The organism is Novosphingobium sp. BL-A-41-Hi4A-0G, from assembly GCF_055521735.1.
This window is the reverse complement of the sequence record NZ_JBVFVU010000002.1, coordinates 20,034-43,952: the sequence shown is the minus strand read 5'-3', so window position 1 is coordinate 43,952 and position 23,919 is coordinate 20,034. Positions and strand designations below refer to the sequence as shown.

Annotated in this window: 22 protein-coding genes; 6 read left to right on the top strand and 16 right to left on the bottom strand. The window is 64.1% G+C overall.

Going from position 1 to position 23,919, the window contains the following annotated elements; translation table 11 throughout:
- Positions 1 to 2: 2 nt before the first annotated feature.
- Positions 3 to 785 (bottom strand): SDR family NAD(P)-dependent oxidoreductase, encoded by a 783-nt coding sequence (locus tag ACZ1JX_RS17890; protein ID WP_465126707.1) that lies wholly within the window; start codon positions 783 to 785, stop codon positions 3 to 5.
- 11 nt (positions 786 to 796) lie between these two features.
- Positions 797 to 2,953 carry a TonB-dependent receptor gene (locus tag ACZ1JX_RS17885; RefSeq protein ID WP_465126706.1) on the bottom strand — a complete coding sequence of 719 codons (2,157 nt, stop codon included), beginning with the start codon at positions 2,951 to 2,953 and terminating at the stop codon, positions 797 to 799.
- A gap of 190 nt (positions 2,954 to 3,143) precedes the next feature.
- Here ACZ1JX_RS17885 and ACZ1JX_RS17880 point away from each other — a divergent pair, with 190 nt between their 5' ends.
- A complete protein-coding gene (locus tag ACZ1JX_RS17880; protein WP_465126705.1) occupies positions 3,144 to 3,776 on the top strand; it encodes a TetR/AcrR family transcriptional regulator in 633 nt (210 codons plus the stop codon).
- 120 nt (positions 3,777 to 3,896) lie between these two features.
- Positions 3,897 to 4,667 (top strand): SDR family NAD(P)-dependent oxidoreductase, encoded by a 771-nt coding sequence (locus ACZ1JX_RS17875; protein WP_465126704.1) that lies wholly within the window; start codon positions 3,897 to 3,899, stop codon positions 4,665 to 4,667.
- 55 nt (positions 4,668 to 4,722) lie between these two features.
- Here the strand turns inward: ACZ1JX_RS17875 and ACZ1JX_RS17870 are convergent, their stop codons facing one another.
- The 3 genes from ACZ1JX_RS17870 to ACZ1JX_RS17860 all read right to left on the bottom strand — a co-directional run bounded on the left by ACZ1JX_RS17870 (position 4,723) and on the right by ACZ1JX_RS17860 (position 9,337).
- Entirely contained in the window at positions 4,723 to 5,736 is a 1,014-nt protein-coding gene (locus tag ACZ1JX_RS17870) for a zinc-dependent alcohol dehydrogenase (RefSeq protein WP_465126703.1), read from the bottom strand.
- Complete coding sequence (locus ACZ1JX_RS17865; RefSeq protein ID WP_465126702.1) at positions 5,729 to 6,928, bottom strand: MFS transporter; 1,200 nt, start codon at positions 6,926 to 6,928, stop codon at positions 5,729 to 5,731. Before ACZ1JX_RS17865 ends, ACZ1JX_RS17870 begins: the two co-directional genes overlap by 8 nt.
- A gap of 96 nt (positions 6,929 to 7,024) precedes the next feature.
- Complete coding sequence (locus ACZ1JX_RS17860; RefSeq protein WP_465126701.1) at positions 7,025 to 9,337, bottom strand: TonB-dependent receptor; 2,313 nt, start codon at positions 9,335 to 9,337, stop codon at positions 7,025 to 7,027.
- Between the two features lie 442 nt (positions 9,338 to 9,779).
- Between ACZ1JX_RS17860 and ACZ1JX_RS17855 the strand changes: the two genes are divergently transcribed.
- Together ACZ1JX_RS17855 and ACZ1JX_RS17850 are read left to right on the top strand one after the other, a co-directional pair.
- Positions 9,780 to 10,559, top strand: coding sequence for an SDR family NAD(P)-dependent oxidoreductase (locus ACZ1JX_RS17855; RefSeq protein ID WP_465126700.1), 780 nt, complete (start codon positions 9,780 to 9,782; stop codon positions 10,557 to 10,559).
- A 23-nt stretch (positions 10,560 to 10,582) separates the two neighbouring features.
- On the top strand, positions 10,583 to 11,062 hold the full coding sequence (locus tag ACZ1JX_RS17850) for a VOC family protein (protein WP_465126699.1): 480 nt from the start codon (positions 10,583 to 10,585) through the stop codon (positions 11,060 to 11,062).
- A 73-nt stretch (positions 11,063 to 11,135) separates the two neighbouring features.
- Here the strand turns inward: ACZ1JX_RS17850 and ACZ1JX_RS17845 are convergent, their stop codons facing one another.
- The 4 genes from ACZ1JX_RS17845 to ACZ1JX_RS17830 all read right to left on the bottom strand — a co-directional run bounded on the left by ACZ1JX_RS17845 (position 11,136) and on the right by ACZ1JX_RS17830 (position 15,985).
- Positions 11,136 to 13,409 (bottom strand): TonB-dependent receptor, encoded by a 2,274-nt coding sequence (locus tag ACZ1JX_RS17845; protein ID WP_465126698.1) that lies wholly within the window; start codon positions 13,407 to 13,409, stop codon positions 11,136 to 11,138.
- Positions 13,410 to 13,551: 142 nt separating this feature from the next.
- Positions 13,552 to 14,004 (bottom strand): nuclear transport factor 2 family protein, encoded by a 453-nt coding sequence (locus ACZ1JX_RS17840; protein ID WP_465126697.1) that lies wholly within the window; start codon positions 14,002 to 14,004, stop codon positions 13,552 to 13,554.
- On the bottom strand, positions 13,997 to 14,818 hold the full coding sequence (locus tag ACZ1JX_RS17835) for a Coq4 family protein (RefSeq protein ID WP_465126696.1): 822 nt from the start codon (positions 14,816 to 14,818) through the stop codon (positions 13,997 to 13,999). Before ACZ1JX_RS17835 ends, ACZ1JX_RS17840 begins: the two co-directional genes overlap by 8 nt.
- A 3-nt stretch (positions 14,819 to 14,821) precedes the next feature.
- Entirely contained in the window at positions 14,822 to 15,985 is a 1,164-nt protein-coding gene (locus ACZ1JX_RS17830; protein WP_465126695.1) for a sulfotransferase family protein, read from the bottom strand.
- Between the two features lie 123 nt (positions 15,986 to 16,108).
- Between ACZ1JX_RS17830 and ACZ1JX_RS17825 the strand changes: the two genes are divergently transcribed.
- On the top strand, positions 16,109 to 16,675 hold the full coding sequence (locus tag ACZ1JX_RS17825; RefSeq protein WP_465126694.1) for a nuclear transport factor 2 family protein: 567 nt from the start codon (positions 16,109 to 16,111) through the stop codon (positions 16,673 to 16,675).
- A gap of 36 nt (positions 16,676 to 16,711) precedes the next feature.
- Here ACZ1JX_RS17825 and ACZ1JX_RS17820 read toward each other — a convergent pair whose 3' ends face one another.
- The 5 genes from ACZ1JX_RS17820 to ACZ1JX_RS17800 all read right to left on the bottom strand — a co-directional run bounded on the left by ACZ1JX_RS17820 (position 16,712) and on the right by ACZ1JX_RS17800 (position 20,864).
- The gene (locus tag ACZ1JX_RS17820) at positions 16,712 to 17,692 is read right to left on the bottom strand and encodes an SDR family oxidoreductase (protein ID WP_465126693.1); all 981 of its coding nucleotides are present in this window, start codon (positions 17,690 to 17,692) and stop codon (positions 16,712 to 16,714) included.
- A complete protein-coding gene (locus ACZ1JX_RS17815) occupies positions 17,689 to 19,398 on the bottom strand; it encodes an FAD-binding protein (protein ID WP_465126692.1) in 1,710 nt (569 codons plus the stop codon). The genes ACZ1JX_RS17820 and ACZ1JX_RS17815 overlap by 4 nt, the downstream gene beginning before the upstream one ends.
- Positions 19,395 to 19,853, bottom strand: a complete 459-nt coding sequence (locus tag ACZ1JX_RS17810; RefSeq protein ID WP_465126691.1) for a nuclear transport factor 2 family protein — start codon at positions 19,851 to 19,853, stop codon at positions 19,395 to 19,397. Before ACZ1JX_RS17810 ends, ACZ1JX_RS17815 begins: the two co-directional genes overlap by 4 nt.
- A gap of 95 nt (positions 19,854 to 19,948) precedes the next feature.
- On the bottom strand, positions 19,949 to 20,416 hold the full coding sequence (locus ACZ1JX_RS17805; protein WP_465126690.1) for an Lrp/AsnC family transcriptional regulator: 468 nt from the start codon (positions 20,414 to 20,416) through the stop codon (positions 19,949 to 19,951).
- The gene (locus ACZ1JX_RS17800; protein ID WP_465126689.1) at positions 20,403 to 20,864 is read right to left on the bottom strand and encodes an Lrp/AsnC family transcriptional regulator; all 462 of its coding nucleotides are present in this window, start codon (positions 20,862 to 20,864) and stop codon (positions 20,403 to 20,405) included. Before ACZ1JX_RS17800 ends, ACZ1JX_RS17805 begins: the two co-directional genes overlap by 14 nt.
- A gap of 204 nt (positions 20,865 to 21,068) precedes the next feature.
- Between ACZ1JX_RS17800 and ACZ1JX_RS17795 the strand changes: the two genes are divergently transcribed.
- The gene (locus ACZ1JX_RS17795; RefSeq protein ID WP_465126688.1) at positions 21,069 to 21,848 is read left to right on the top strand and encodes an SDR family oxidoreductase; all 780 of its coding nucleotides are present in this window, start codon (positions 21,069 to 21,071) and stop codon (positions 21,846 to 21,848) included.
- A 44-nt stretch (positions 21,849 to 21,892) separates the two neighbouring features.
- Here ACZ1JX_RS17795 and ACZ1JX_RS17790 read toward each other — a convergent pair whose 3' ends face one another.
- Both ACZ1JX_RS17790 and ACZ1JX_RS17785 read right to left on the bottom strand, forming a co-directional pair.
- The gene (locus tag ACZ1JX_RS17790) at positions 21,893 to 22,966 is read right to left on the bottom strand and encodes a DUF1214 domain-containing protein (RefSeq protein WP_465126687.1); all 1,074 of its coding nucleotides are present in this window, start codon (positions 22,964 to 22,966) and stop codon (positions 21,893 to 21,895) included.
- Complete coding sequence (locus ACZ1JX_RS17785; protein WP_465126686.1) at positions 22,963 to 23,916, bottom strand: alpha/beta hydrolase; 954 nt, start codon at positions 23,914 to 23,916, stop codon at positions 22,963 to 22,965. The genes ACZ1JX_RS17790 and ACZ1JX_RS17785 overlap by 4 nt, the downstream gene beginning before the upstream one ends.
- Positions 23,917 to 23,919: the final 3 nt, after the last annotated feature.

Below are 23,919 nucleotides of genomic sequence, written 5' to 3'. Positions count from 1 at the left end.
CGTCATCCCCTTTGCGACGATATGTTCCCGCCATCGACCACCAGTTCCGCCCCGGTGGTGTAGCTCGCTTCGGAGGAGAGCAGAAAGCGTATCGTCCTGGCAACTTCTTCCGGCTGGCCGAGACGCCCGAGCAGGATGCGCTTTTCGAAAAAGCCCTTGGGGAGAGCATCGAGCGCAGGCTGCGTCATCGGGGTGACGATCTGGCCGGGCGAGACCGAGTTGATGCGGATGCCATCGTGGGCGAGCCGGTCGGCCAGCGAGCGGACGAGCGAAAGAAGCCCGCCCTTGCCCGCCGAATAGACCGGGTTGATGGCATTGCCGAGCGTGGCGTTGATCGAGGTGACTGCGACGATGGCAGAGCCATCGAGCGTGGCCATGTCCTGGCGCAGGGCTTTCACGAGGAAGGCGAGCGCGCGCAGGTGGATGGCGATGCCGCTGTCCCAGCTTTCCGGGGTCAGCCCGTCAATCGAGTCCATATCGACGGTGCCGGCCGAATGGACCAGTCCGCCGATCTGGCCGATGGCATCGCGGGTCTTTGCGAGCGCGTCCGGATAGGCGGCGAGATCGCGCAGATCGATGGCCACGCCGACCGCCGGAACGGCGCGCTTGGCGGCGATCCGTGCGGCTGCGGCTTGGGCGGCCTCGGCGTTGATGTCCCACAGGGCGACGGGTCGGCCTGCGGCGGCCAGCGCTTCGGCGGTGGCAAGGCCGATGCCCGAGGCCCCGCCGGTCACGACGACCGGCGAGGAGGGGGTGGACAGGCGGGGTGCGTAGATGTCGGTCATGGCAAGAGCTTTCAGTATTCGAAGCGGACTTCAAGGCCATAGCTGCGCGGATCGCCGAAGAAGGCCGCCGGCAGGCCCGCCGAGAAGTGCGCGACATAGTACCGGGTATCGGTGAGATTGCGCCCGAAGGCGGCGAGTTGCCATTTGCCAAGGCCAAGCGGGATATCGCTGAGCGCGACGCGCGCGTTGAGCAGGCCGTAGTCGCCGATGATGTAGCGGGCATCGGTGGTGGAGGAGAACTTCTCGCTCTGCATGTAGTAGTCGACGCTGGCGCTGGGTACGCCGAGCGGGGTTTCGGGCAGGGTCCATTCCGCGCCGACCGAGAGGGTGTGACGCGGCGCCTCGACGAAGTTGAAGCGCGAGGCGATGTTTGCGCCGCTGATCTGGTCGGTGATGCGGCGATAGCCTGCATCGAGATAGGCATAGCTGGCGGTGAAGGTGAGCGCGCGCGAGGGTTTGGCGGTGAGGTCAAGCTCGAGCCCCTGAATGCGCGCCTCGCCCGCGTTGAAGATGTCGGTCACCGCCGGGTTGTTCGGGTCCGACTGGATGTTGACCTGAATGTCGCGGTAGTTCGCGCGAAACAGCGCGATGTTGGCGCGCAGGCGGTTGTCGAGCCAGCTCGACTTGATGCCCACTTCGAAGGAATCGAGGCGCTCCGGCCCGTAACCTTCGGCAAAGCGGGCGATGGTGCTGGCGCGCAGGTTGTAGCCACCCGATTTGTAGCCGCGCGACCACTTGGCATAGAGATTGACGTCACGGCTGGCCTCGTAGCCGAGGATCACGCTTGGGCTGTAGTCGGTGAAGGTGTTGTCGCCGCGTCCCTGCGGGCGGGTGGTGACGGTGCCGTTCAGGGCGACGCTGCTCTGGTCGAGCGTCGCCTTGCGGCTGTCTCGCGACCAGCGCAGGCCGCCGGTCAGGTATGCGCCTTCCAGCATGGCAGGCCGCCAGGTGGCCTGTCCGTAAAGCGCCCAGGCGCGGTTGCTGACGGTGGCGGTGCGCAGCGAGGTTGGGCGGCCGGTGGGCACGGTGCTGTCGAAGCTGGAGGCCTTCTCGTCGAAGAAGTAGGCGCCGAGGGTATATTCGAGCTGGTGGTCGAGCGCGGAGCCGACCAGTTGCAGCTCCTCGCTCCACTGGCGCTGGTTCTGGTCGAAGGCGGTGACGAAGACCGGGAAGGGGCCGAGCGCGCCGGTCAGATAGTTCTGGTTGGTGAAGTTGGCGAGCTTGCGATAGCCGGTGATCGACCGGACGGTGAGCGTGTCGGACGCGTTCCAGCTGGCGGTGAGGCTGTGGCCCTGTGCGGTCACGTCGTTGGCGAGCAGGCCGCGGACCGCAGGCGAGCCGACCGTGGGGCGGACGGCCAGAGTTGGGTGGAACGGGGCGAAGACCATGTAGGCGGGCGTGTCGGCAATGTCCGAACGGTCGTAGGCGTAGCGCAGTTCGAATGCGGGAGCCGGTTGCCACAGCACGGCCGCGCGATAGGCATCGCGGCGCTGGTCGCCAAAGCGCGAGACGCCGGTGCCGGCATTGCGCACGAAGCCGTCCTTCTGGCTGTGCAGATAGGCGAGTTCCACCGCGAGGGTCTCGCCCACCGGCACGTTCACGCTCGTGCGCGAACGGAACTGGTCGTAGTTGCCGATGGACAGCGTCTGGCGGGCGTGAAACTCGCCCAGCGTGGGCTGGCGGGTGATGTAGTTGATCGCGCCGCCGGTGGCGTTGCGGCCATAGAGCGACCCTTGCGGCCCGCGCAGCACTTCGATCCGTTCAACTTCGGCGATCTCGGCGGCAAGGCCTTGGCCGCGCGCGACATAGACGCCATCGAGATAGATCGCGACGCTGGGATCGACAGTGATCTGATCGTCGTTGTTGCCCACGCCGCGCAGGAAGACGCGCGCGGTCGTCGCGCTGTTGGGATGCGGGGTGATCTGCAGCGATGGGACCTGCGAGCGCAAGTCGGTGAGATCGGCAATGCCTTTGCGCACGAGATCGTCAGAGGTGAGCGCGACGATCGAGAGCGGCGTCTTCTGCAGCGGCTCTGCGCGCTTCTGCGCGGTGACGACGATTTCGGCGATGCCGCCATCGGCTGCGGGCTGTTCTACCTCCTGCGCATGGGCGGCGCTGGCGGCGAGCGCGAGCAGGCCGACGCTGGCGAGACTTGCGGTGTGCTTCATGATTCTCTCCCGGAAATGCGGCGTTTGCTGCGCTTTGGCGGCAATTTCTACACGCTGTTAGATTTTCTACCTACGAAAAGGTAGAAATTCAAGAGGGCTTGTGCATAGCTTGCCGCGGGCGCTTGGGAGGAGGCTTGCGAGCGGCTATGACCACCCAGCCGCTCGCGGGAAATTTGCAGGGGGAGCCGACTTGTCCAACGCCACCAGACCCGTTGCCCGTCAGGCTCGCGGCGATGCGACGCGTCTGGCGATCCTCGACGCGGCCGAGCGGATCTTTGCCGAGGTGGGCTATGCCGCGGCGCGGCTTGAGGACGTGGCGCAGGTGGTCGGCATCCGCCGACCGTCGATCGTCTATTACTTTCCGGGCAAGCAGCAGCTCTACGACGAGGTCGAGGCCGGTATCTTTGCGGCGATGCAGCAGTTCGTGACCGCGCGGATGGCGGGCGCGGACAAGCCAATCGAGCGGTTGCTGGCGCTGTTCGACGGCTGGCTGGACTTCATGGTCCACCGGCCCACTGCCGCGCGGATCATCCAGCGCGTGGTCGCCGATCCTGCGCCGCGCGGCGACGATCCGGTGCAGTTCTCAGAGCCTGCCTTGCGCGAACTGGAGGCGATTGTTGCCGCTGGCGTTGCCGATGGCAGCTTTCGCGAGATTCCGGCGATGCACATCCTCAACAGCGTGGCCGCAGGCGCGTTGTTCTACGTGTGCAACGCGCGGCAGCTGGGTCCGGGGCGGCAATATGACCCGGCGGACCCCGCAACGCTCGAGGCGTTCCGGGCGATCCTGCACGAACAGGCGCGCGCCGTCGTCAGCCGGACCTGACTACCGGGCGCACATTGCGCATATAGAATAAAATATCCCTTCGAACTTGTATATGCGTTTCAAAAACGCGTATATGAGACGCAAAACGTACATGTTATGTGTCGGAAGGAGAGTTTTGTGATGACCAGCCAGTTTCCCGATGGGGCCGCCATCGTATTTGGTGGCAGCGGTGGCATCGGCCGTGGTGTCGCGATGCAGCTGGCGGAGGCCGGGAGCGATGTGGCGATTGTCTATCGGTCCAAGCGCGAAGTTGCCGAGCAGGCTGCCGACGCGATCAGGGCGACGGGGAGGCAGGCGTCAATCCATCAGGCCGATGTTCGCGACAAGCTCCAGATCGATGGTGTGATCGCGGACGTGATCAAGGAGCACGGGCGCGTGCACACTGTCGTCTGGGGGGCAGGGCCGGTCGTTCCGCAGGTCGAGATCGCGGGCTGGAGCGAGGACCAGTTCCGCCAGTCGATGGAAATCGAAGCGTTCGGCTTTGCCAATGCCGTTCGTGCGGTGCTGCCGCACATGCGCGAGGCAGGCGGGGGAAGCTTCGTTCACCTGGGCTCTGCCGGGCACGACTGGTGGCCTGCCAACGATGGCCTGTCAGTTGTGCCCAAGGCTTGCAACGAGGCGCTGGTCAAAGGCATCGCCAAGGAGGAAGGGCGCTACAATATCCGCGCCAACTCCGTGCTCGTCGGTGTGATCGATGCCGGACAGTTCAAGGTCCATCAGGAAGTCGGCACGTTCAACGCGGATTGGGTGGCCGCGGTGAAGGCGATGCTGCCGATGGGCCGCTGGGGCGCACCGGAAGACATCGGCCATGCAGCGGTCTATTTCGCATCCTCACGGGCGAACTATGTGACCGGGCAGACGATCTCGGTTGCGGGCGGGTTCGGCGTCTGACCTTTCGGGCCGATCCGGTGGCACGCCATGGGCTGCCGGATCGACCTGCCATTTCTCAGACGTTCAGCATCACCTTCACGGCGGTCGGCTGCATCTGCGCGCTGAACGCCTGCGCGACCTGTTCGAGCGGGAAGCTGGCCGAAAGCAGGGTAGCCCGATCCACCTGACCGCTGCTCATGAGATGGAGCGCCTCGACGAGTTCTTCGGGCGCATAGCCGTTGGAGCCGAAGATCGTGGGCTGCTTCTCGATCAGCGGGCTCATGTCGATCTTCATGCGCCCTTCGAAGCCGCCGAAGCATACGATCCTGCCGCCGGGGTTGACGATCTTCAGCGCTGTTTCGAGCGGCGGCGGGCCTTGCATGTGGCGGATGTAGCCCGCGCAATCGAACACGAGCGCGATGTTGGCAGAAACGCCGGCATAGCTTTCCGAGACGCCGCAGATCTCGCCGATCAGTTCGAACACGTCTGCATCGCGGGCGTTGACCGCATGGGTCGCGCCGACTTCGAGCGCCTTGGCCAATCGCGCATCGTGCACGTCCACGGCGATGATGCGCGAGGGTGAAATGCCGCGCGCGCGGATGGACTGGATCACGCCGAGGCCGATGATGCCGACGCCGAAGACGACCACGTTCTCGCCATCGGCAGGCGCGCCCTTGCGCACCATCTGCAGGCCATCGGCGAGCGGTTCGGTGGTGGCGGCCTCCTCGAAGGACAGGCCATCGGGCATGCGGACGAGTTGCCAGGGGTTGACGGGGACGGCGACGAGATCGGCCATGCCGCCACCCATCCCGGTAACGCCGACAACGCGGTCCCCGATGCTCCAGCCCTCGACGCCTTCGCCCAGTGCCGCGATCGTGCCGGCAAACTCGTGTCCGGGGACAGCGTAGCCTTCGGGCGTCTCGCGGACGAGCTTGTCGCGGTAGGAATTGTCGCGGAACATGTGGAGGTCCGAACCGCAGATGCCGCAAGCCTTGACCGCGACGAGGACTTCGCCGGGGCCGGGTTGCGGCGGCGTGGCGTCGTTGCGGAAGTGAATCTCGCCGGGACGGGCGAAGTCGGCGCTACGCAATGTGGTTCTCCGGATTGGCGGGATGTCGTCCCAGCAGTTGCAGGATCACGGCGCAGAAGGCGAGCAGGCCCACGGTCAGCCCCATCGGCAGGTAATAGCTGCCGGTACGCTCGAACAGCATGCTGGCGATCGGGGTCATGGCGAAGAGGAAGGGCAAGGTGCTGAGCTGGAACAGGCTGAAGGCCCTGCCGAAGGCGGCTGGCCCGAAGCGGGCGGCGACGGCCACGCCGAATGCGCCCTGCACCCCGCCGCCGCAGGCTCCGACGAGAATGGCATCGATCGTCAGGATCGGCAGGCTGACCGGGAACAGGAAGATCGTCCACACCACCGCCTGCACGGCGGCGTTCACGGCAAGCGCGCGGGGGCCGCCGATGCGGTCGGCGAGATAGCCGAACGCCATCGAGCCCAGGAGGCCTGAACCGCCCGAGAGGGCCAGCAGCGAGTTTGCTTCGCCGAAACTGCGGCCCTGGCCTACGAGCAGGGGGATGAAATGCGCGAGCTTCATCGTGCCGGCGCCGGTGATCAGCCCGACGGCAATGCTCAGGACCCAGAATGCGGGTTGGGACAGGATCGCGCGCGCAGGCACACTGGCGGATTGGGAAGCGCCTGCGTTCGAGGTGCCATTGCGCGTGCCCAGCAGAAACGGGACAAGGGCTAGATCGGCAAGCGCGAGGACCTGAAAGGCCGTGCGCACGCCATGGGCCGTCAGCACCGGCGCGATGACCAGCGGAACGATCATCACCAGGAGCGGCATGTTGACCAGTCCCAGGGCGCGTCCGCGCAATGTTTCGGGGACCCAGCGGGTGGCCAGCGTCATTGCGGGGAGCACGCCGAGCATGGCCGTGCCGGGGCCTATCAGCAGGAGATAGGACAGGAGCAGCTGCACCGGGCCGGACGCCACGGAGGCTGCGCCAAATCCTGCGGCCGAGGTCAGCGCGCCTGCGATGAGGAGATTGCGCAGATCGACGCGATGGATGATGCGTCCCACCAGCATGGCGGTTACGCAAAGGCTTACTACGGCGAGTGACAGGGCCATCGAGGATTGCGATCGGGAGGCAGCGTACTCGCGCTCGATCGCCAGGATCATCGTGCCGAAGCTGCCGAAGCACAGGCCGGATGCGAAGTTCTGCGCCAGCGCGGCAATGGCCACCTGGCCCCAGTGCGGGCGATCAGCTGATGCTGCCAACGTCATGCCCGATTGTGCTCCCGACAGGTTAGGTTGTCTTCTTGAAAAAAGGCGGTGCGGCAGGTCAGCCTGCCGCACCGAGGGAGAGAACGTTTGCGCTGATCAGAACGCGAACCCGAGATCGACACCAAAGGTCCGCGGCACCTGGAACACGCCGATGACGTTGGTCGTCAGGTTGCGCGCGAAGTCGAGCTTGCGATTGTCGGTCAGGTTCTGGACCCAGATCGAGGCATTGACCTTGGCTCCGCCCACCGGAATTTCCATCAGCGAGGCGCGGACGTTGATGTCGAAGCGCGATGGCAGCGTGGTGAGGTTGAGGGTCGCAGCGTTCTGGATCGGATCGGACAGGCGCTTGTCCTTGAAGAACCCGTCGACGCGCAGCATTGCGTAAGTGCCGTCGCTGTTGAAGGCGGGGCTGTCGTACTGTGCGCCGACGCTCAGCGTGTTCTTGGGTGCGAGTGAATTGACCGGACCATTGACCGGATCGGCGGCCAGCTTCTGATGCAGGTAGCCGTAGCTCGCGTTGAAGGTGAAGTGCGGCGAGGGCTTGGCGGTCAGTTCGACTTCGAAGCCTTCCTCGTTGCCGAACGGCGACGAGAACAGGAAGGTGCCGCTGGCGACGCTGAAGCCGAGCGTCTGCACGTTCTTGCGCCGGGTGACAAAGCCCGCCGCGTTGATGCGCAGGGTCTTGCCCAGCAGATCGGCCTTCACGCCCACTTCGTAGCTGTTGACGGTTTCAGGCTTGAACACGGTGCCGCCGAGTACGCCGCCCGAAAGGTAGCCGGTGGCAAAGCGGGCATAGGCGCGGACATCCCGGTTGGCGATGTAGGTTGCCGTGGCGTCGAAGTCCCAGCGATCAAAGCTGACGCTGGACTTGATGGTGGGTGCGAAGATCGGGATCAGGCCGCCGGCCAGCAGGTCCTCGAAACGATCGTCCTTGGTGTAGCGCAGGCCACCGGCGAGTTCGAACTGATCGGTCTTGTAGCCAAGGTGGGCATAACCGGCGATCGACTTGTTGCGGATCTTCGCGTTCGAACCGGCGAGATAGTCGCTGGGGACGCCGAAGATGTTGATGGTGTTGCCGGTCGTCGCATCGAGCTTCGGTTCGATCTGTGGCGCGAACGTCGGGAACAGGGTGCCGATGAACACCGGGTTGTTGTCGCTGCCGGTTTCGCGGAAGTAGAACCCGCCGAGCACCCAGTCGAGGTTGCCGGTCTTGCCGAGCACCTGAACTTCCTGGGTGAACTGCTTCTGGTGACGATCCTGGATCGAGGAGATGTTGGTGAACGGCAGTCCGCCGACCTCGTAGGCTCCGCCGTCGATATCGTTGCCGCCGACGAATTCATCAAGCTTGCGCAGGCCCGTGATCGACTTGAGCGTGATTGCATCGCTGGCTTCGTAGGCGAGCGTCAGGCTGTGGCCCTGGATCTTCATGCGCGAAGCCGAGGTGAAGTCTAGCGCCAGGGCATCCTGCCGGACGGTCGAGGCCGGGACGTAGATGCTGGGCGATGCGGCATAGAACGGCGGGTTGCCGACGCCTGCGGCATAGCCCGGATCATAGCCGAGCAGCTGCTGGCCGAGCTGCGTGCTGACCTTGTCGGTATAGTCGAACTTGTAGTCGGCGGTCAGCGCGCCTTGCTGGAAGCGGATGGCAACGGCGACAGCGTCGGTGTTTTCCGCGCCGAAGGTCTTTGCCGAAGCGATCTTGCCGAAGGGGGCGGCGAAATTGAAGGTGCGGCCCGGCGTCAGGTTCTTGACGTAGCCGGTGTTCTCGTCGTGCAAATAGGACACGCGGGCGCTGAACGGGCCGAACGACGGCAGGTTGACGACGATCTGGCCCTTGTAACGATCGTAGTTGCCGACGGTGCCTTCTGCCTTGACCCCGAATTCGCCCTTCGGCGCTGAAGTGATGAAGTTGATGGCGCCGCCGGTCGAGTTGCGGCCGAACAGGGTGCCCTGCGGGCCGCGCAGCACTTCGACGCGCTCGATATCGGCAAGCGAGAATGCCGTGCCTGCCGGACGTCCGAGATAGATGCCGTCAATGTAGAGGCCGATGCCGGCATCGGCTTCGAACTTGAGCGTGCCGGTGGACACGCCGCGCAGGTAGTACTGCGGTGCGTTGGCAGAGCCGAACTGGCGCTGCACGTCGAGGTTCGGGACGGTCTTGCCGATATCGCCGAAGCCCTTGATGTCGAGCGCCTTGAGCTGGGTCTGGTCATAGCCGGTGACGGCGACCGGCACGTCCTGCAGACGTTCCTGGGTGCGGCGTGCGGTGACGACGATGTCGGCAATTCCGGCCGACTGGGTGGCCTCTGCCTGCGGATCGGCCGCAGCTGCTGCATCGGCGGCAAAGGCGGTGCCGGAGTTGACCATGACCAGCGCAGTGCCGGCGAGCGCGAGAACGCGAATTTTCATCCATCCCTCCCAAGAGATCGTGTTTCGAAAGCGGCGTGTGTCACCGCATGGCATTTGCATTTTTTTGAGTACATGACGACAAAATGCGCGACGAGCAAGCGAGAAAGTGAGCAAAGTGAAAATTTGAGTGTAGCATATTGACGTTTTGCGTAATCTGCATCAGGAAAGGCAGGCAAACTTCGCCAGACTGAACAGGGCTCAGGCCGATGCCGTGGCGAGGCCCGGTGTCAGGCGTCGGTGAAGCAGGAGGAGTCCGCTGCGGCGGGGGAGTTCGCGAGATGGACACCCCACAGGCGTCGTCCAGCGGTTGGCACGGTCTCGTGCCTGGGAGGCGGAACGTGAGAAAGGCTTTCAGTGAGGCAGCGGCGGGATCACCGTCAGGCGTGCTTCGGATCGATGGTGACGCAAAATTCGGCGCGCCTCTTCGGGATGCTACGCTGCGATGAGCGCTGGCGGCATTTCCATCGATATGCGGGGTAAGGTCGTCCTGGTGACCGGCGGCGCCAGCGGGATTGGCGCTGCGACATGCCGCTTGCTGGCCGAAGCCGGGGCGAGCGTCGTCGTGGCCGATTGCAACGAGGCCCATGCCAGGGACGTCGCGGCTGAGCTTCCGGACGCGATGTCACTGGCAGTCGATGTGAGCGACGCGGGCGCATGCGAACGCATGATCGCCGCCATCGCCGAGCGCCATGGCCGCCTTGATGGTGCGTTCAACAATGCCGGGATTACCGAGGTTTCCGTGCTGAACGGTGCGCCGATGCCGGAAAGCCATGCCTTGCCGCTCGACATCTGGCGCAAGGTGCTGGGCGTCGACCTTGATGGCGTGTTCCACTGCCTGCGTGCAGAGCTGCCCCTGATGCTGAAAAGCGGTGGCGGCGCGATCGTCAACACGACCTCGCTGCAGGCGCACATCAGCTACCCGCGCACGGCAGCCTACACGGCAGCCAAGCATGGTGTGCTCGGGCTGACCAAGGCGATTGCCAAGGAATATGGCGAACAGGGCATCCGCTGCAATTCGGTATCGCCGGGAGTCGTCGACACGCCCCTGACGAACGGCGTGATTCATGCGCCCGAATACAAGGATATGCTGCTCGCGCCGATCCCATTGAAGCGGTTCGCGACGCCGGAGGACATCGCCAAGGCGGTGCTCTGGCTGCTGTCCGATCAGGCAGACTACATCAACGGTGCGACGATCATGGCTGACGGCGGTTACCTGGCCTGACCGCGCGCCCAAGGGAGACGGGCATGCTCAAGCAAATCTACGTCATCGACCTGATCGTTCGCGATCTGGATGCTGCGGTTGCCTATGGCCGCAAGATCTTCGGGTGCGACCCCAAGGACACCTCGGGCGTAGGGCCGGGCGTTCAGGAGTTTCGCATGGCGCACTTCGTTGCGCCTGGAAACGGGGCAGGGGTGCATTCGGTGGGCTTCTTCCAGCTGACGGTGGACGATCCCCAGACCGAATCCGGCAAGGCCATGAAGGCGTTTCTCGAGCGCAATGGCGAGGGCGTTGCAACCATCGGATTTACGGTGGAGGACATCGACGAGGTCCAGCGCACGATGATCGAGCGGGGGCTCAGGTTCCGCCATGGCAAACCGCAGGAATACCAGATGGGACGGGGCAACGAGCTTGAACCGGCACCGTTCGGCACCTCGTTCTGGTTCGCGCAGCACAATGCCGACGGTTATGCCTCCTTTCTCGAGCTGCCTGACCTCAAGGCCTGACACCGAGCCCGAGGAAATATAAAAGCGCCGGTCTCTTGCGAGACCGGCGCTTTTGCTTTGCGCTTGGGAGCGGTCAGAAATCGTAGCGCAGGCGCACGCCGAACTGGCGGGGCACCGCAGCGCTGATGCCCCACAGACCCAGCGAATTGTAGGCGCCGAAGCCACCGTCAGAGGTGGTGTTCTTCGTGACGTTGGTGACGAAGACCGACCCGCTCAGACCCTTCTGGCCCATGACCTCGTTCCAGTCGAGCCGGAGGTCGAGGTTGGAATAGGCCCGCTGCCTGTCCCATACCTGAGGCACCGGAGTGGCGGTCGTCACGAGCTTGTCCTGCCACGAATAATTCGCGGTCAGGGCAAGTTCGCCAGCACCTTCGATCGGCAGGCGCAGCGTCCCGTAGAGGCTGACCTTGTATTTCGGATTGAACACGAAGGGCTGACCGCTCAGGTCCTGCGCAGGCTGCGGGCCGGGACCGTCCGGATCATTGATGTAGTTGGTGTACTTGTTGTCGTTGTAGGAGGCAGCGCCGCCAACTTCGACAAAGCGGACGGGCGAGAGCATGAATTCGCCCTCGATGCCCTTGATGTCGGCCTTGGCGGCATTGAAGGTGCCGACGGCGAAGCGGCAGGTGGCGACGTTGCTGGGGTCGGTGCAGTTGGACTGCGTGGTCGAGACCTGGATGTCATTGTACTTGCCGAAGTACAGCGCGACGTTCGTGCGCGCACGGAACTCGCCCGATCCCCAGTCGGCCTTGAGGCCCAGTTCGTAGTTGGTCAGGCTTTCGGGCTGGAAGGTTTCGAAGCCTGCAGGGTTTCCGGTGTTGAAGCCGCCTGCCGAATAGCCCCGGCTGACCGTGAAGTAGGCCATGCGGCGGCGGTCGAACTGGTACTGTAGGCCGCCCTTGAAGGTGAACTTCTTGAACGTCTCGCCAAGGTTCAGATTGGTTTCCGGAACGGCTCCGATATCGGCGAGGTTGAGCAGGTTGGTGGGCGAGAGGCGGATCCAGACCGAGTTGGTCTGGGAAAGCTCGACGCGGTCGATCGTGTAGCGGACCCCGCCGGTGAGGCGCAGGCCGCGGTCATCGTCGCCGAAGTTGTAGGTACCCTCGGCAAAGACCGCGTTGGTGCGCGAGGTGCTGCGGTGGAGCAGCGAGCCGGTCAGGATGCCGAACGCATCGCTGAGATCGTTGTAAGCGACCTTGCCCGAGGTGCCCGCCTTGAACCACAGGCTGAAGGTGCCGGCCGTGAAATCGAAGCGATCGCCGATCTTGCCCTGCAGTTGCAGTTCTTCGCTGACCTGGCGATCGGCGCCCGGCGCCACCGTCGGTCCGACGTTGCTGTCGAAAATGGCAAGCGTCGTGCCGTCGGCATCGAAGCGCGAGAAGAACTTCGTGCGGTTGTAGCCGAAGATGTTGCGCAGCTTGAGGCTGTCGGAGAGATCGAGCGTGGTCTGGTTGACGATGTTGAGCAGGCGGCGGCGATCATCATTGCCGCCCTGGATGCCGGTGCCGACCAGATCGTAGGGTCCGCGCAGGTTCTGTTCTGCCACGATGGGACCGAGGCGAGGGAAGATGCCGGCGAAGGCCGGATTAGCGCGGAACGGCGTGAACGATGGGCGGTCACCCTTCGAGTCGAAGTAGTTCGCCACGAAGTAGTTCGCCAGGCCCTGGCCGGAATCGAAGTTCACCCCGAGGCGTGCGGTGACGTAGTCCTCATTGCCGTAGCGGCGGCCATTCGATCCGTCACGGACGTAGCCGCGCGACTTGTTGTAGGAGACGCCGCCGCGCACCTGCAGCTTGTCAGAGAGCGGCGCGTTGATCACCGCCTCGACGCCGGTGCGCGCATAATCACCCACCGTTCCCGACACATAACCGCCGAAGTCCTTTTCCGGTCGGCGCGGTTCGTTGAGGATGGCGCCGCCGTTGGTGGCCGTGCCGAACAGGGTGCCCTGCGGACCCTTCAGCACCTGGACGCTGGCGGGATCGAAATAGTAGGCGTTGCCGTCGAGCGTGGCAGGCACTTCGGCGAAATAGCCCTTCACGCCGGGAATGCCGCGCACGAACGGGAACTGCACTTCGCCGCGCTGGCAGCAGAACGAAACGCTCGGCACGCTGCGCACGAGATCCGAGACGTTGCGGATGTCGCGCTTTGCCAACTCCTGCCCGGAGATCGCGGTGATCGTCAGCGGGACGTCCTGCGCGCTCTCTTCCTTGCGGCGCGCTGTTACGATGATGTCGGCGATGGCCGGAGTTTCCTCCGCCTGCTCGGCCTGCGCCTGCTGGGCGAAGGCCGGAGCCGGAGAAAAACTTGCGACGGCGCTGGCGAGCAGCGCGGCCCTGAAGATCTGCATGATAACCCTCCCTGTCGACCTTTGTTGGTCTCAGGTAAGCGTTATCGCCAAATCCGTCGAATTTCAAGATATGGACTACGCAAAACAACAATCGTGAATCTCAAAGATTCGCTTTGCGTATCCTTTCGGCATCAGGTGTCGCTCATTCCAGGGCGTACTTGCCGTGGGCAGTCAGGTTGCCGAACAGGTCATTGGTGATGAAGCGCTCGCTAAAGCGCCAGATTCCTTCGACTTTCGAAAAGCGGTCGGCATAGTCGCCGGTGATGATCGGCTGGAGCGGAACGCCGGGCGCGTCCTGCAGCACGAAGACTGCGCTGGTCGCGCGGGCCACGCCCGGCCCATCGGGCTCCACGATCAGGTTGCAGATCATGTGCCGCGTGCGGGGAATGCCCTCATAGAGCCTGACGAAATCCGCAAACATGCGCGTGATCTCTGCGGGATCGTCGACAACCGGATCGGGCCGCCCTTCGAAGTGCACGGTGGCATGGGCGAAGAGCTGGCCGAGGCCTGTCAGATCGCCGCTGTCGAGGTGGCGCGGGTAGCGGTGCACCAGCGCCTGGATGGCGAGGTAATCGGTGATCGAAAAGTCATCCATGCGAAGCCTCGTATGTCCATGTCCAATGTCCGGGGGCAGGACCATCCTGAAACCCCAGTTGCTCGCGCACGTCTGCGACCTCCACGTCGATCCAGTCTTCCCAGCGCAGCATGAACAGCGGGAGCTTCTGCTTCGCGCCCAGAGCATGGCCCAGCGCAAAGCCTTCGATCATCGCCGGGGTGACCGTGGGATAATGACAGGCGGCGCGCATCAGGCTGGTCGATGCCAGGAACATCGGCTGGAACGACAGCATGTTGGCGAATTCGGGTTCGAAGTAATTGAACACGGCAACAGTGTTCGCGACGATCAGCGCGATCTCGCCAACCGGGCTCGTGTCGAGGCCGGTGACCATGTGTTCGATATCGTGGTTCTGGACGCGGCGCTTGATCAGGTAGGCAAAGTCGTCAGCAGGCTCGCCACGGAACATGAAGTCGATGTCCATGCCGCTGGTCACGATGAAATCGTGGATCAGCGCCCCGACCGTGCCGGGCGCGCAATGGGCCACCTTCTCAGGCGTCCAGTCCGACGTGAAGCGTTCGTCGAGCCACCGGGCGAAGTCCGGCAGACGCTCGCGCTCGGCCGCAAGCAGGGCATGGAGGCGCGGATAGTCCATTTCCTCGGAGACGGCGCGATTGACCTCGGGGATCAGGTAGGCAGCCGGCAGATCGTATCCGTCGCGCTTGAGACCCATCTGCGCATAGACATCGCGAAAGCGCGGATTGTTGAGATAGCGCGAGGTGCTGATCAGGATCGAGCCTGCCAGAGGCTCGGCAGAGCCTTTGAGATAGGCCGCTTCCTCTCCCGTGATCTCCATGACTCAGGCCTCCGGCACATAGATGTCTGAATAGAAAGCGAAGTCCTGCATCAGCGCTTCGCGGTCGACGCCATAGTCGGCCAGATCGTATTTGTGCGACGGACGGCTGTCGCGCTTGTTGCCGCCGAGCCAAGTCTGCCAGGCAGCAACGTCGGCGTCGTCAGCAGTGATGCCGGCAGCGGCAAATATCGCCTGCGCGCTGCCGACAGGGTCGGTCAGGAGATCGCGATACTGGATGTCGAAGAAGCGTTCGGGCCGGGCCTCGCGAACCGGGATCATGTCGAGGAGATTGCGCCGCAAGCGGCGGGTCCAGTGGGCGGCCTGTTCCTTCGACAGGTCGGCATCGGTGTTGCCGCTGGTGAGCGAGGCGACCATCGAATAATAGCTGCCCATCACGTGATCGACGCGCCGGTGGGTCATCGCGATGATCGCACCCGGGAACGTGTCGAGCGTGGTGCTGACTGCGGTCAGGTGGTGGGGCGCCTTGAGAATCCACTTGCGCCCGCGCCGCGACGGATCCTGCCACTGCAGGATCTTGAGCCATTCGAGCAGTTCGCCATAGGCGGCGGTCTGGTCGGCATCGAGCAGCCATTCGCCGTAGCTGGGCAGGTAGAGCATCGCTTCGGGAATGTTGGAAATGAACGACTGCTCGATCAGGGGCAGTTCCTCGTCATGGGCAAAGGCATCCATCGGGTGGATCGATTCGAAGCCCGCCGAAGCCGCGACCAGATCGTCCGAAAGCTGCTTTGCATCGGCCTTGCGCGCGGCAATGTCGGCGGCACCGCTGGTGTCGCGCGGCAACGGAAAGATGGTCTCCCACCAGACCATGGCCGTCGCCTTGGGACTGGCGGCAAGCAGGCGCTGGAGCATGGTGCTGCCGGTGCGGGGCAGGCCGACGATGATCACGCCGACATCGACCTGCTCGTCGAGGATTTCAGGATGGCGCTTGACCAGATCCACCCGGCGCAGGCGATTTTCGAGCGCATTGACGATCCGCGCGGCGTGCGTGCTGGCGCCAGCCTCGTTAAGTTGCGCCTCGTCCCGCATCGAGCGCAGGAGTACATCGAGAGGTTCGCGGAAGTGATCGGGGCCGAGATCGGCGAGGCCCGTCGAGGCGCGGGCGCGGCTGATCAGCGCATCGGCATCGAGCTGGTCAAGAAAACGCATAACGTGTAAAATCCTCTCAAAAACCTTTTTTTGCGTAATTATCTATGGATTAAGGCGACGCAATATGCAATGCCCATGTGCATGCAAACAAACGGCGGATGCCGTGATGAGAGGAGACGAGACGTGTCATATCCACGCGAGGAAGTCGAAGCTGCGATCCAGGGCCTTCGCGAGGCCTTCGTCGAGGCCGAACGCCGCAACCACTGGGCGTGGATTGCCGACGAGTTCTATCACGAGAACGCCACCTACTATTGCCCCTATGGCGGTTCGATGCCGGTCTTTGCGCGCAACCGCGACGAGATCCGCGCCACGCACTATGGCCGCGACATGGACGTCGGCTCTGGCTGGGCGGGGTGGAGTTTCCCGATCCTCGAATTCGCAGTCAACGGTGACCGCATCTTCAGCCGCTGGGTCAATCGCGGGCCGGGCAAGCGGCCGGACGGTTCGTTCTATGAAACCGAAGGCGTCAGCTTCATCACTTATGGCGGCGAAGGCAAATTCAGCTCGCAGCTCGACCTGTTCGACATCGGTCACCAGATGAAGCTGTGTGACGAGCTGAAGGAAGCGGGCCTGCTTGATCCCGTGCTGGAGCGCGACTGGGTGGCCCCGATGAAGCGCCGCATCATCGACAGCATGAACCAGGGCATTGCCCCCGCCGCGCAGGCATCGGCTCCCGGCGAAACGCACTGAACCGAGCGCCGGGGGCAGATCGAGCCCCCGGCCATTTCAACCGAGGCGGAACGCCTGCGCCAGCACGGACGCGAGTTCAGGATCGTCTGCCAACTTGCCCGCAACGCGTTTGGCGATTTGCGATGCGACGGGCCATTCGTTGGCGCTGTACTCGTGGTCCCGCATCGTGAAGGCTCCGGCGGCAGGGGCGCCAGTGATCGCCCGCAGCGCCATTGCGCGCACTTCGAACGGTGCTGCGCCCTTGAGTGCCGCAAAGATCTGCGTGTCTTCGCCCACCAGCGTGCGGAACGGGAGTCTGGGCGCCTCGAGCAGCTCCGCAATCGCCGCAACAGCCAGAGCCGGATCGCGACCCCAGGCATCAAGCTCGCCAAGGCTCGGTCCCGCCGCTTCCAGCCATGCCGCATAGGCACTGCCTTCGGGCATGGCGAACTGGACATTGCTGGCAAAGGGCGTGCGGTGCGCGCCGGGTTGGACCACGCCCACTTCGATGCCGTAGGGCGCGACTTCCATCGCCAGCCCCTCGGCCCAGCCCTCAAGCGCCCACTTCGATGCGGCATAGAGCGAGAGCATCGGATGGGGCGTGTTTACCGCATTGCTGGTCACGGTGAGAATTCGGCCGCATTGCGCCGCGCGCATGGCAGGGAGCACGGCGCGGGTAACAGCCAGCGCGCCGAAGAAGTTGGTCTCCATCTGCGAGCGGACATCGGCATCGGTCATCTCCTCGAAGGGAGCGATGACGGAGAAGCCCGCATTGTTGAGCAGCGCGTCAAGCCTGCCGCCCGTCTGTTCGAGAGCGCAAGCCACCCCTGACGCGACCGAAGCCGCATCCGTCACATCGATCTGAACCGGCACCACATTGCCTGCACAACCGGCCTCGCGTGCGCGGTCGACCAGAGGCGCTGCCTTGGCGGGATTGCGCATGGAGGCAAATACCGTCCAGCCCTTCGCCGCCATGGCCAATGCCACGTCCGCGCCGAAGCCGGTCGAAGCACCGGTTACCAGAAGCGTCTGGCTCATGGCTTTGCGTCCAGCATGTCCTGCACGGCGAGCATGCCGAAGGTCATGGCCGGGGCAAGCGTGGAGCCTGCTCCGGGATAGGAGGGGCCCATGACCGAGGCGGCGGTATTGCCGATGGCATAGAGGCCCGCAATGGGCTGGCCTGCGGTATCGAGCACGCGCGCGGCCTCGTCGGTCGCCAGACCACCCTTGGTGCCGATATCGCCGGGATAGACCTCCAGCGCGTAGAACGGCGGCTGGTCGAGCGGGGCAAGGTTCGGGTTGGGCTGGACCGACTGGTCGCCATAGTAGCGGTCATAGGGTGCCGAGCCGCGTCCGAAATCCTCGTCCACCCCCGTCTTCGCGAAGTGGTTGACGCGCGCGATGGTGCGTTCGAGCCGTTCCGGATCAACGCCGATCTTGCGGGCGAGGCCTGCGACGGTCGAGGCCTTGCGCCACGCCTTGCGGGCGGCGGACGATTGCAGGAAATCGGGCAGGAGGGGAATGATCGGACCCATCGGATACTTCTTGCGGAAGCGGGCATCGAGGATGATCCACGAAGGGATCGACCGCGCATCGGGACGGTCGGCATCGATCATGGCCTTGCCCGCGATATCGTAGCTCCGCGCCTCGTTCATGTAGCGCTCGCCCGCCTGATTGACGATGATGCAGCCGGGAAGGGCGCGCTCGTAGAACAGCGGCCGCGCGGTGTCCTCGCCCGGAACACGGACGGTGGGTGCCCACCATGCCTCGTCCATCAGATCGGTGGCGGCACCGATGCGCATGCCGGCCTGAATGGCATCGCCGGTGTTGTTCTCCTGACTTGCCGAGAATGTCTCGCGGCTGTCGCCGGGCAGGTACTGGTCGCGCATCGCCTGGTTGCGCTCGAAGCCACCTGCGCCAAGGATCACGCCATTAAGCGTGCGGATGCGCAGGTGCTGGCCATCGCGGGCAACGATTGCGCCTTCGATGGCGCCGTCCGGGCCGCGCAGCAGTTCGACAAGGGCGGTGCGCAGCCACAGTTCGCCGCCGCTGCGGTTGAGCGCATTCTTGAGGTGGGCGGCGATCGCCGAACCAAAGACGATGAAGCGGCTGCGCGGGCTTTTCAGGCGCTGCGCGATGTCGCCATAATAGCGCCAGAGCACGCGCGCCATCGTGCCTTTCCAGCCCGGGCCGCGCGTGATCATCGGGGCGGATTCCATGATCGTCCACGGGATCTTGCCGAAGAGCATGGCCGACTTGTGCGTAGTGCGCAGCGTGGCGAAATCCTCGGGCGACAGGTCATCGGCGTGGATCGTGTTGCAGGCGTGGCTGCGGTAGCCCATCTTGCCGCCGGGCTTCTCGGCCTGATAGTCGGTATAGGGAATGGCGGTGAAGCGCAGGTCCGACCGCGCTTCGATCTCGCGCTTCATCACGCGGGCGTTTTCGACGAAGGCCCGGATGCGGCCATCGGCAACGGTGTTGCCGACCAGTTCCTTGATATAGGTGAAGGCCTCGTCCGGGCTGTCCTGCTGGCCCTGCTCTAGCGCGGAATCGCTGGCCGGAATCCACACGCCGCCGCCCGATGTCGCGCTCGTACCGCCGTAAAGATCGCTCTTCTCGACGATCAGCGTCCGTGCCCCGCGATCCGATGCGAACAGCGCCGACGCCATCGCTCCGGCACCCGATCCGACGACCAGAACGTCCACTTCCTTGTCCCACTGCGCTGCGGTCACCGAACCGGTCATGCGCCGATCTCCGACAGGGCTTCGTTGCGGAAGCCCAGCCCGAAGGCTTCGATGATCGGCAGTGGATTGACGTATTCGCGCCAGTAGACGACGAGATCACCCTCGAACCGCAGAATGCCAAGATACTTGTTGGCGTAGGGGCGACCGGACGAGCGCAGCACCGTGCCGGAATGGTATTCCACCAGCATCATGTTGGGATCGGCCATGTCGTAGAAGCGGTCGATCTTGTGATGGTAGCCGTCGCAATCGGCCATCCCGGCGCGCGATGCGGCGATGAAATTGTCCCGGCCGATCATGCGCTCGGGGAAGTCGGCAATGGGCAGGTAGGGCCAGTCGAACTCGGCATCGGGATGAACGCCGGTGGCGAAGGTGGCGAAATCCTTTTCGCCATAGGCGGTTATCAGGCGCGTGAACTGGGCTTTCAGGTGCGCGCGGCGGCTGGCCTCGTCGGTCATGCAATCTCTCCGTTATCGGGAGCGATTGTCGGCAGACAGGGGTGAATGTCAACGCAAAACGTCAATATCTATGTATAAAGCGACGCTTTGCGTAATCACTTGACGATGTTGGTGGTGCGGAAGTCGTGCTTTATGAGCTTGTGGGTCAGCTCGTAGTGAATCCGCGCGATGCCCGGGATCGTGTCGATTCGGTTGTGCAGGTATTCGACCAGCTGGCTGGAATCGCGGACCCAGGTGATGGCCATGAGGTCGGCACGGCCCAGCAGCGAGGTGACATAGGTGATCTGGGGCTCGGCCACGAGCGCGTCGATCACCGGCCGTGCCGGGTAGTTGGCATCAAGTTCGATCCACAGATAGGCGATCACGGGATCGATCATGTGGTCGTAATTGGTGATCGCGACGACCTGGATGGCGTTCTCGTCGGTCAGCCGCTTGAGGCGCACGCGGATCGTGCCTTCGGTGACGCCCAGCTCGCGCGCGAGTTCGCGATTGCTGACACGGGCATCGCTCGAGAGGCGTTCGAGAATGCGCTGGTCGAGAGAGTTGAGCTCAATCGGCTTCATCGAAACGGCCCCACGGCTGAATGTACTTGTAAACCTTCATCGCCAGCGCCGATTCCAGCGAGACAATGCCTTCGATGGCCGGAATGACGTCGGTCAGCTGGTGATCGAGATCGTCCATCGTCTTGGCAATGACCTGGATTTCGAGGTCGTTGCGACCGATTACGGAGAGGACCGAAAGGACCTGCTCCAGCTTTAGCAGGTCTGCGCAGACATCCTCGAGCGACCGCCCCCTGATGCGCACGCCGACCAGCGCCGTGAACGGAAAGCCGATCGACGGAAGATCGAGACGCGCGACCACGCGCATGGTCTGCGATTGTTCGAGGCGGCGGATGCGGGCGCGGACGGTCGCCTCGTTGAGCCCGACTTCGCGCGCGAGATCCCGGATCGCCATGCGTCCATCGACCCGGAGCAGGGCGATGATGGCTTCGTCGTGTTCGTCTAGCCGCACTTTGGAAATGGCCGATGCTCCCTCTGCTTGGCCTAGCGCTATGCGATGCCTGTCGGAGAATCAACATGGCACGGGTGGCTTCTGCGGGTGATGAAATACGCAAAATGATAAATCCATATCGAAAACATCGTTTTTGCGTGTCGACATTGCTCATCATCCCTGCGATTTATTGCCCGCAGGATAAGAAAGTGGGAGATTCTGAGCGTGCTGGCCGAAAAGATCGTGATCGTGACGGGCATTGGCCCGGGGTTGGGACGTACCATTGCCGTCGAGGCGGCGCGGTCGGGTGCGAACGTGGCGATGGTATCGCGGACCGACGCGATCATGGCGGAAGTGGCCGAGGAGATTGCTGCTCTGGGCCGGAAATCGATCAGGATCTGTGCCGATATCACGTCGCAGGACGATTGCGACCGGGCCGCTGCGGAGACGGTTGCGGCGTTCGGACGCATCGACGGACTGGTCAACAGCGCCTATTTTCCGGGCACCCTGGCCCCGGTACTCGATCTTGACCTCGATGCGCTGTCACGCGCCTTCGAGGTGACGGTCATGGGGATGATCCGGATGATCCGCGCCGTCGTGCCGCACATGGAAGCCCGCGGCGGGGGCTCGGTTGTCAATGTCGGAAGCCAGGTGGCGCGCAAGGTCGTGGCCAATCAGGGCGGCTATGCGGCGACCAAGGCCGCTCAGGCCTCGCTGACGCGCTATCTGGCGGCAGAACTGGGTGCGAAGGGTATCCGCTTCAACACGCCCGCCATCGGCTGGACGATGAGCGCGCCCGCGCGGGCATGGCTGGAAAGCGAGGCTGCGCGCGGCGGGCCGAGCGTCGCCGAAGCCGAGGCGGGCATTTCCGCGACGATGGCGCTGGGCAGGGTGCCGAGCGATGCCGAATGCGCCAGGGGCATTCTGGTCTTTCTCTCGGACACGCTCTCGGCAGTCACTGGCGCAACGCTGGACATCAACGGTGGCGATTATCTGCCGCTGTGAGGACATGAGCGGAGGGGGCGCCAAGCCCCCCCGAACGCTGGGCGTCACACGCGTTCGACGCGCAGGCGCGGGATGGGGTGGCTTGCCGCACGGACCCAGCGGAGCAGCAGGTGGCCTTCGCCATGGCCATGGGTGGTCAGCCAGTTGGGTTCGCCCGGGTCCGTGGCGGACAGGACGATGCGCACGCTGCCGTCGGCTTCGCGCACTGCGTTTCCGGCATTGATGCAGGCGGGCACGTAGCGATAGTCGAGCGATTCCATCCACCAGTTGTCGACCTGGATGTTCCAGTGTTCGCAATCCGGCACGTCGGTTTCGATCACGAGGCGTTCGTCGGGTGCCAGCTTCCAGTAGCCGTGAACATAGAAGATCGCCGGATCGCCGCCCGCCTTGTGGAACATGTCCTGGCCCCAATCGCGCATTTCGTTGGGGTAGGGCATGAACATCGCGGTCCAGTTGGCGAACATGCGCGTGGCGTTCACGACAAAGTCGCCCGCAGCCATCATCCGCCGCTCGATGGCCTGAGGGTCGGTCGGTGGGGGAAAGGCAGGACCTTGGCTGATGCGCTCTATCGCGAAGCGGGCGGGTGTTTCGGCCGGGCGATGGAGGAACGTCTGCCGCACCTGCAGAATGTTGGAATCGGGCGCGAGCGGCAGCCAGGGGACATCGCCTTCAGGCCTGGTCGCGCTGGCGATGATGGTGAAATCGCCGTTGGCATCGGCGCCGAACGCTTCCTTCTGAAGCTCTCCGGTGGAGGCCATGGTGCCGTCGATGGCGTAGCGGTTGGCCTTGGACCCGATCGACAGGTAATGGACCGTGCCGATGTTGCCTGTCAGGCGGTATGTCCGGTCACCCAGAATGGTGGCCGAAAGATAGAGGTTGTCGGGGTTGTCGCCGCCGAGCTTGGCAGTTTCATGGCTGGGCAGGACGAAGGACGGAAAATCGGGATCGCCGCCTTCGAGGTACATCTCGAGGCCGAGCCTGACGATGCGGCTGAGGTAGCGCGCGCCTTCGGCCTGATCGAGCAGGGACAGGGGCGCACCTTGCGCGCCAAGCGTTGCCTGGGCTTCGCCGATGCGGCGGGTGAAGCGGTCCCACAAGTCGGCGCCGAAAACGGTCACAATCTCTCTCCCTGAAATGTGCGGCGCAGGACGGCGTAACGGTCTTCCATCGTCCTGCGGGTGACGCTGGCATCGGCTGCCAGTTCGAAGCCATGGTAGCCGCCGGCGTAGACATGCAGATCGACGGGGACGCCTGCGCGGGCCAGTCGCCGGGCGTAGGCGATGTCCTCGTCGAGAAAGAGATCGAGCGAACCGACCGCGATATAGGCCGGGGCCAATCCTTCGAGGTCGTCGGCACGGGCGGCGGCAATGTAGCCGCGCCTGTCTTGCTCGACATCTTCGCTTCCTATGCGCAGCGCCCATGCTGCTGCATTGGCCTCGGCCGTCCAGACGAACTCGCCGCAATGGGGATGGTCTCCCTGCGTCCGATCGTCGAGCATCGGACAGATCAGCATCTGCATGGCGAGCGCAATGGTGCCTCTGTCGCGCACCATCAGGGCCAGCGATGCGGCAAGGCCGCCGCCGGCGCTCTCGCCCCCGATGGCGATCCGAGAGGCATCGATGCCGTGGCTTTGCGCATTCTCGACAAGCCAGCAAAGCGCGCGATAGCAGTCCTCTACCGGCTGCTGGCCGGTCACTTCGGGTGACAGGCGATAGTCCACCGACGCCACGACGCAGCCGACCTCTCGGGCAAGCGCGATGTTGGCGGGCGAGGACATGATCGCGTTGCCAAGGACGAAGCCGCCGCCGTGGATGTGGAAATACAAAGGCAGGTGGCTCGTCTGGCCGACCGGTCGGTGGAGGATGATGTTTAGCTCCGGTCCGGCGGTGGACGCCGGAACCGAGATCTGCTGGAGGACTATGTCGTCGCAGGCCATCGCTTCGGGCGCCGCTGCAAAGCCATCCATCGTTGCCCGCAGGTGCTCAAGGCCCGGTCCGGTGATATCGAAAGTCGGGAACAGCGCCAAGGCGGACAGTAGCTCCGGGTCAACGAGGTGGCGTGTATCCATGCT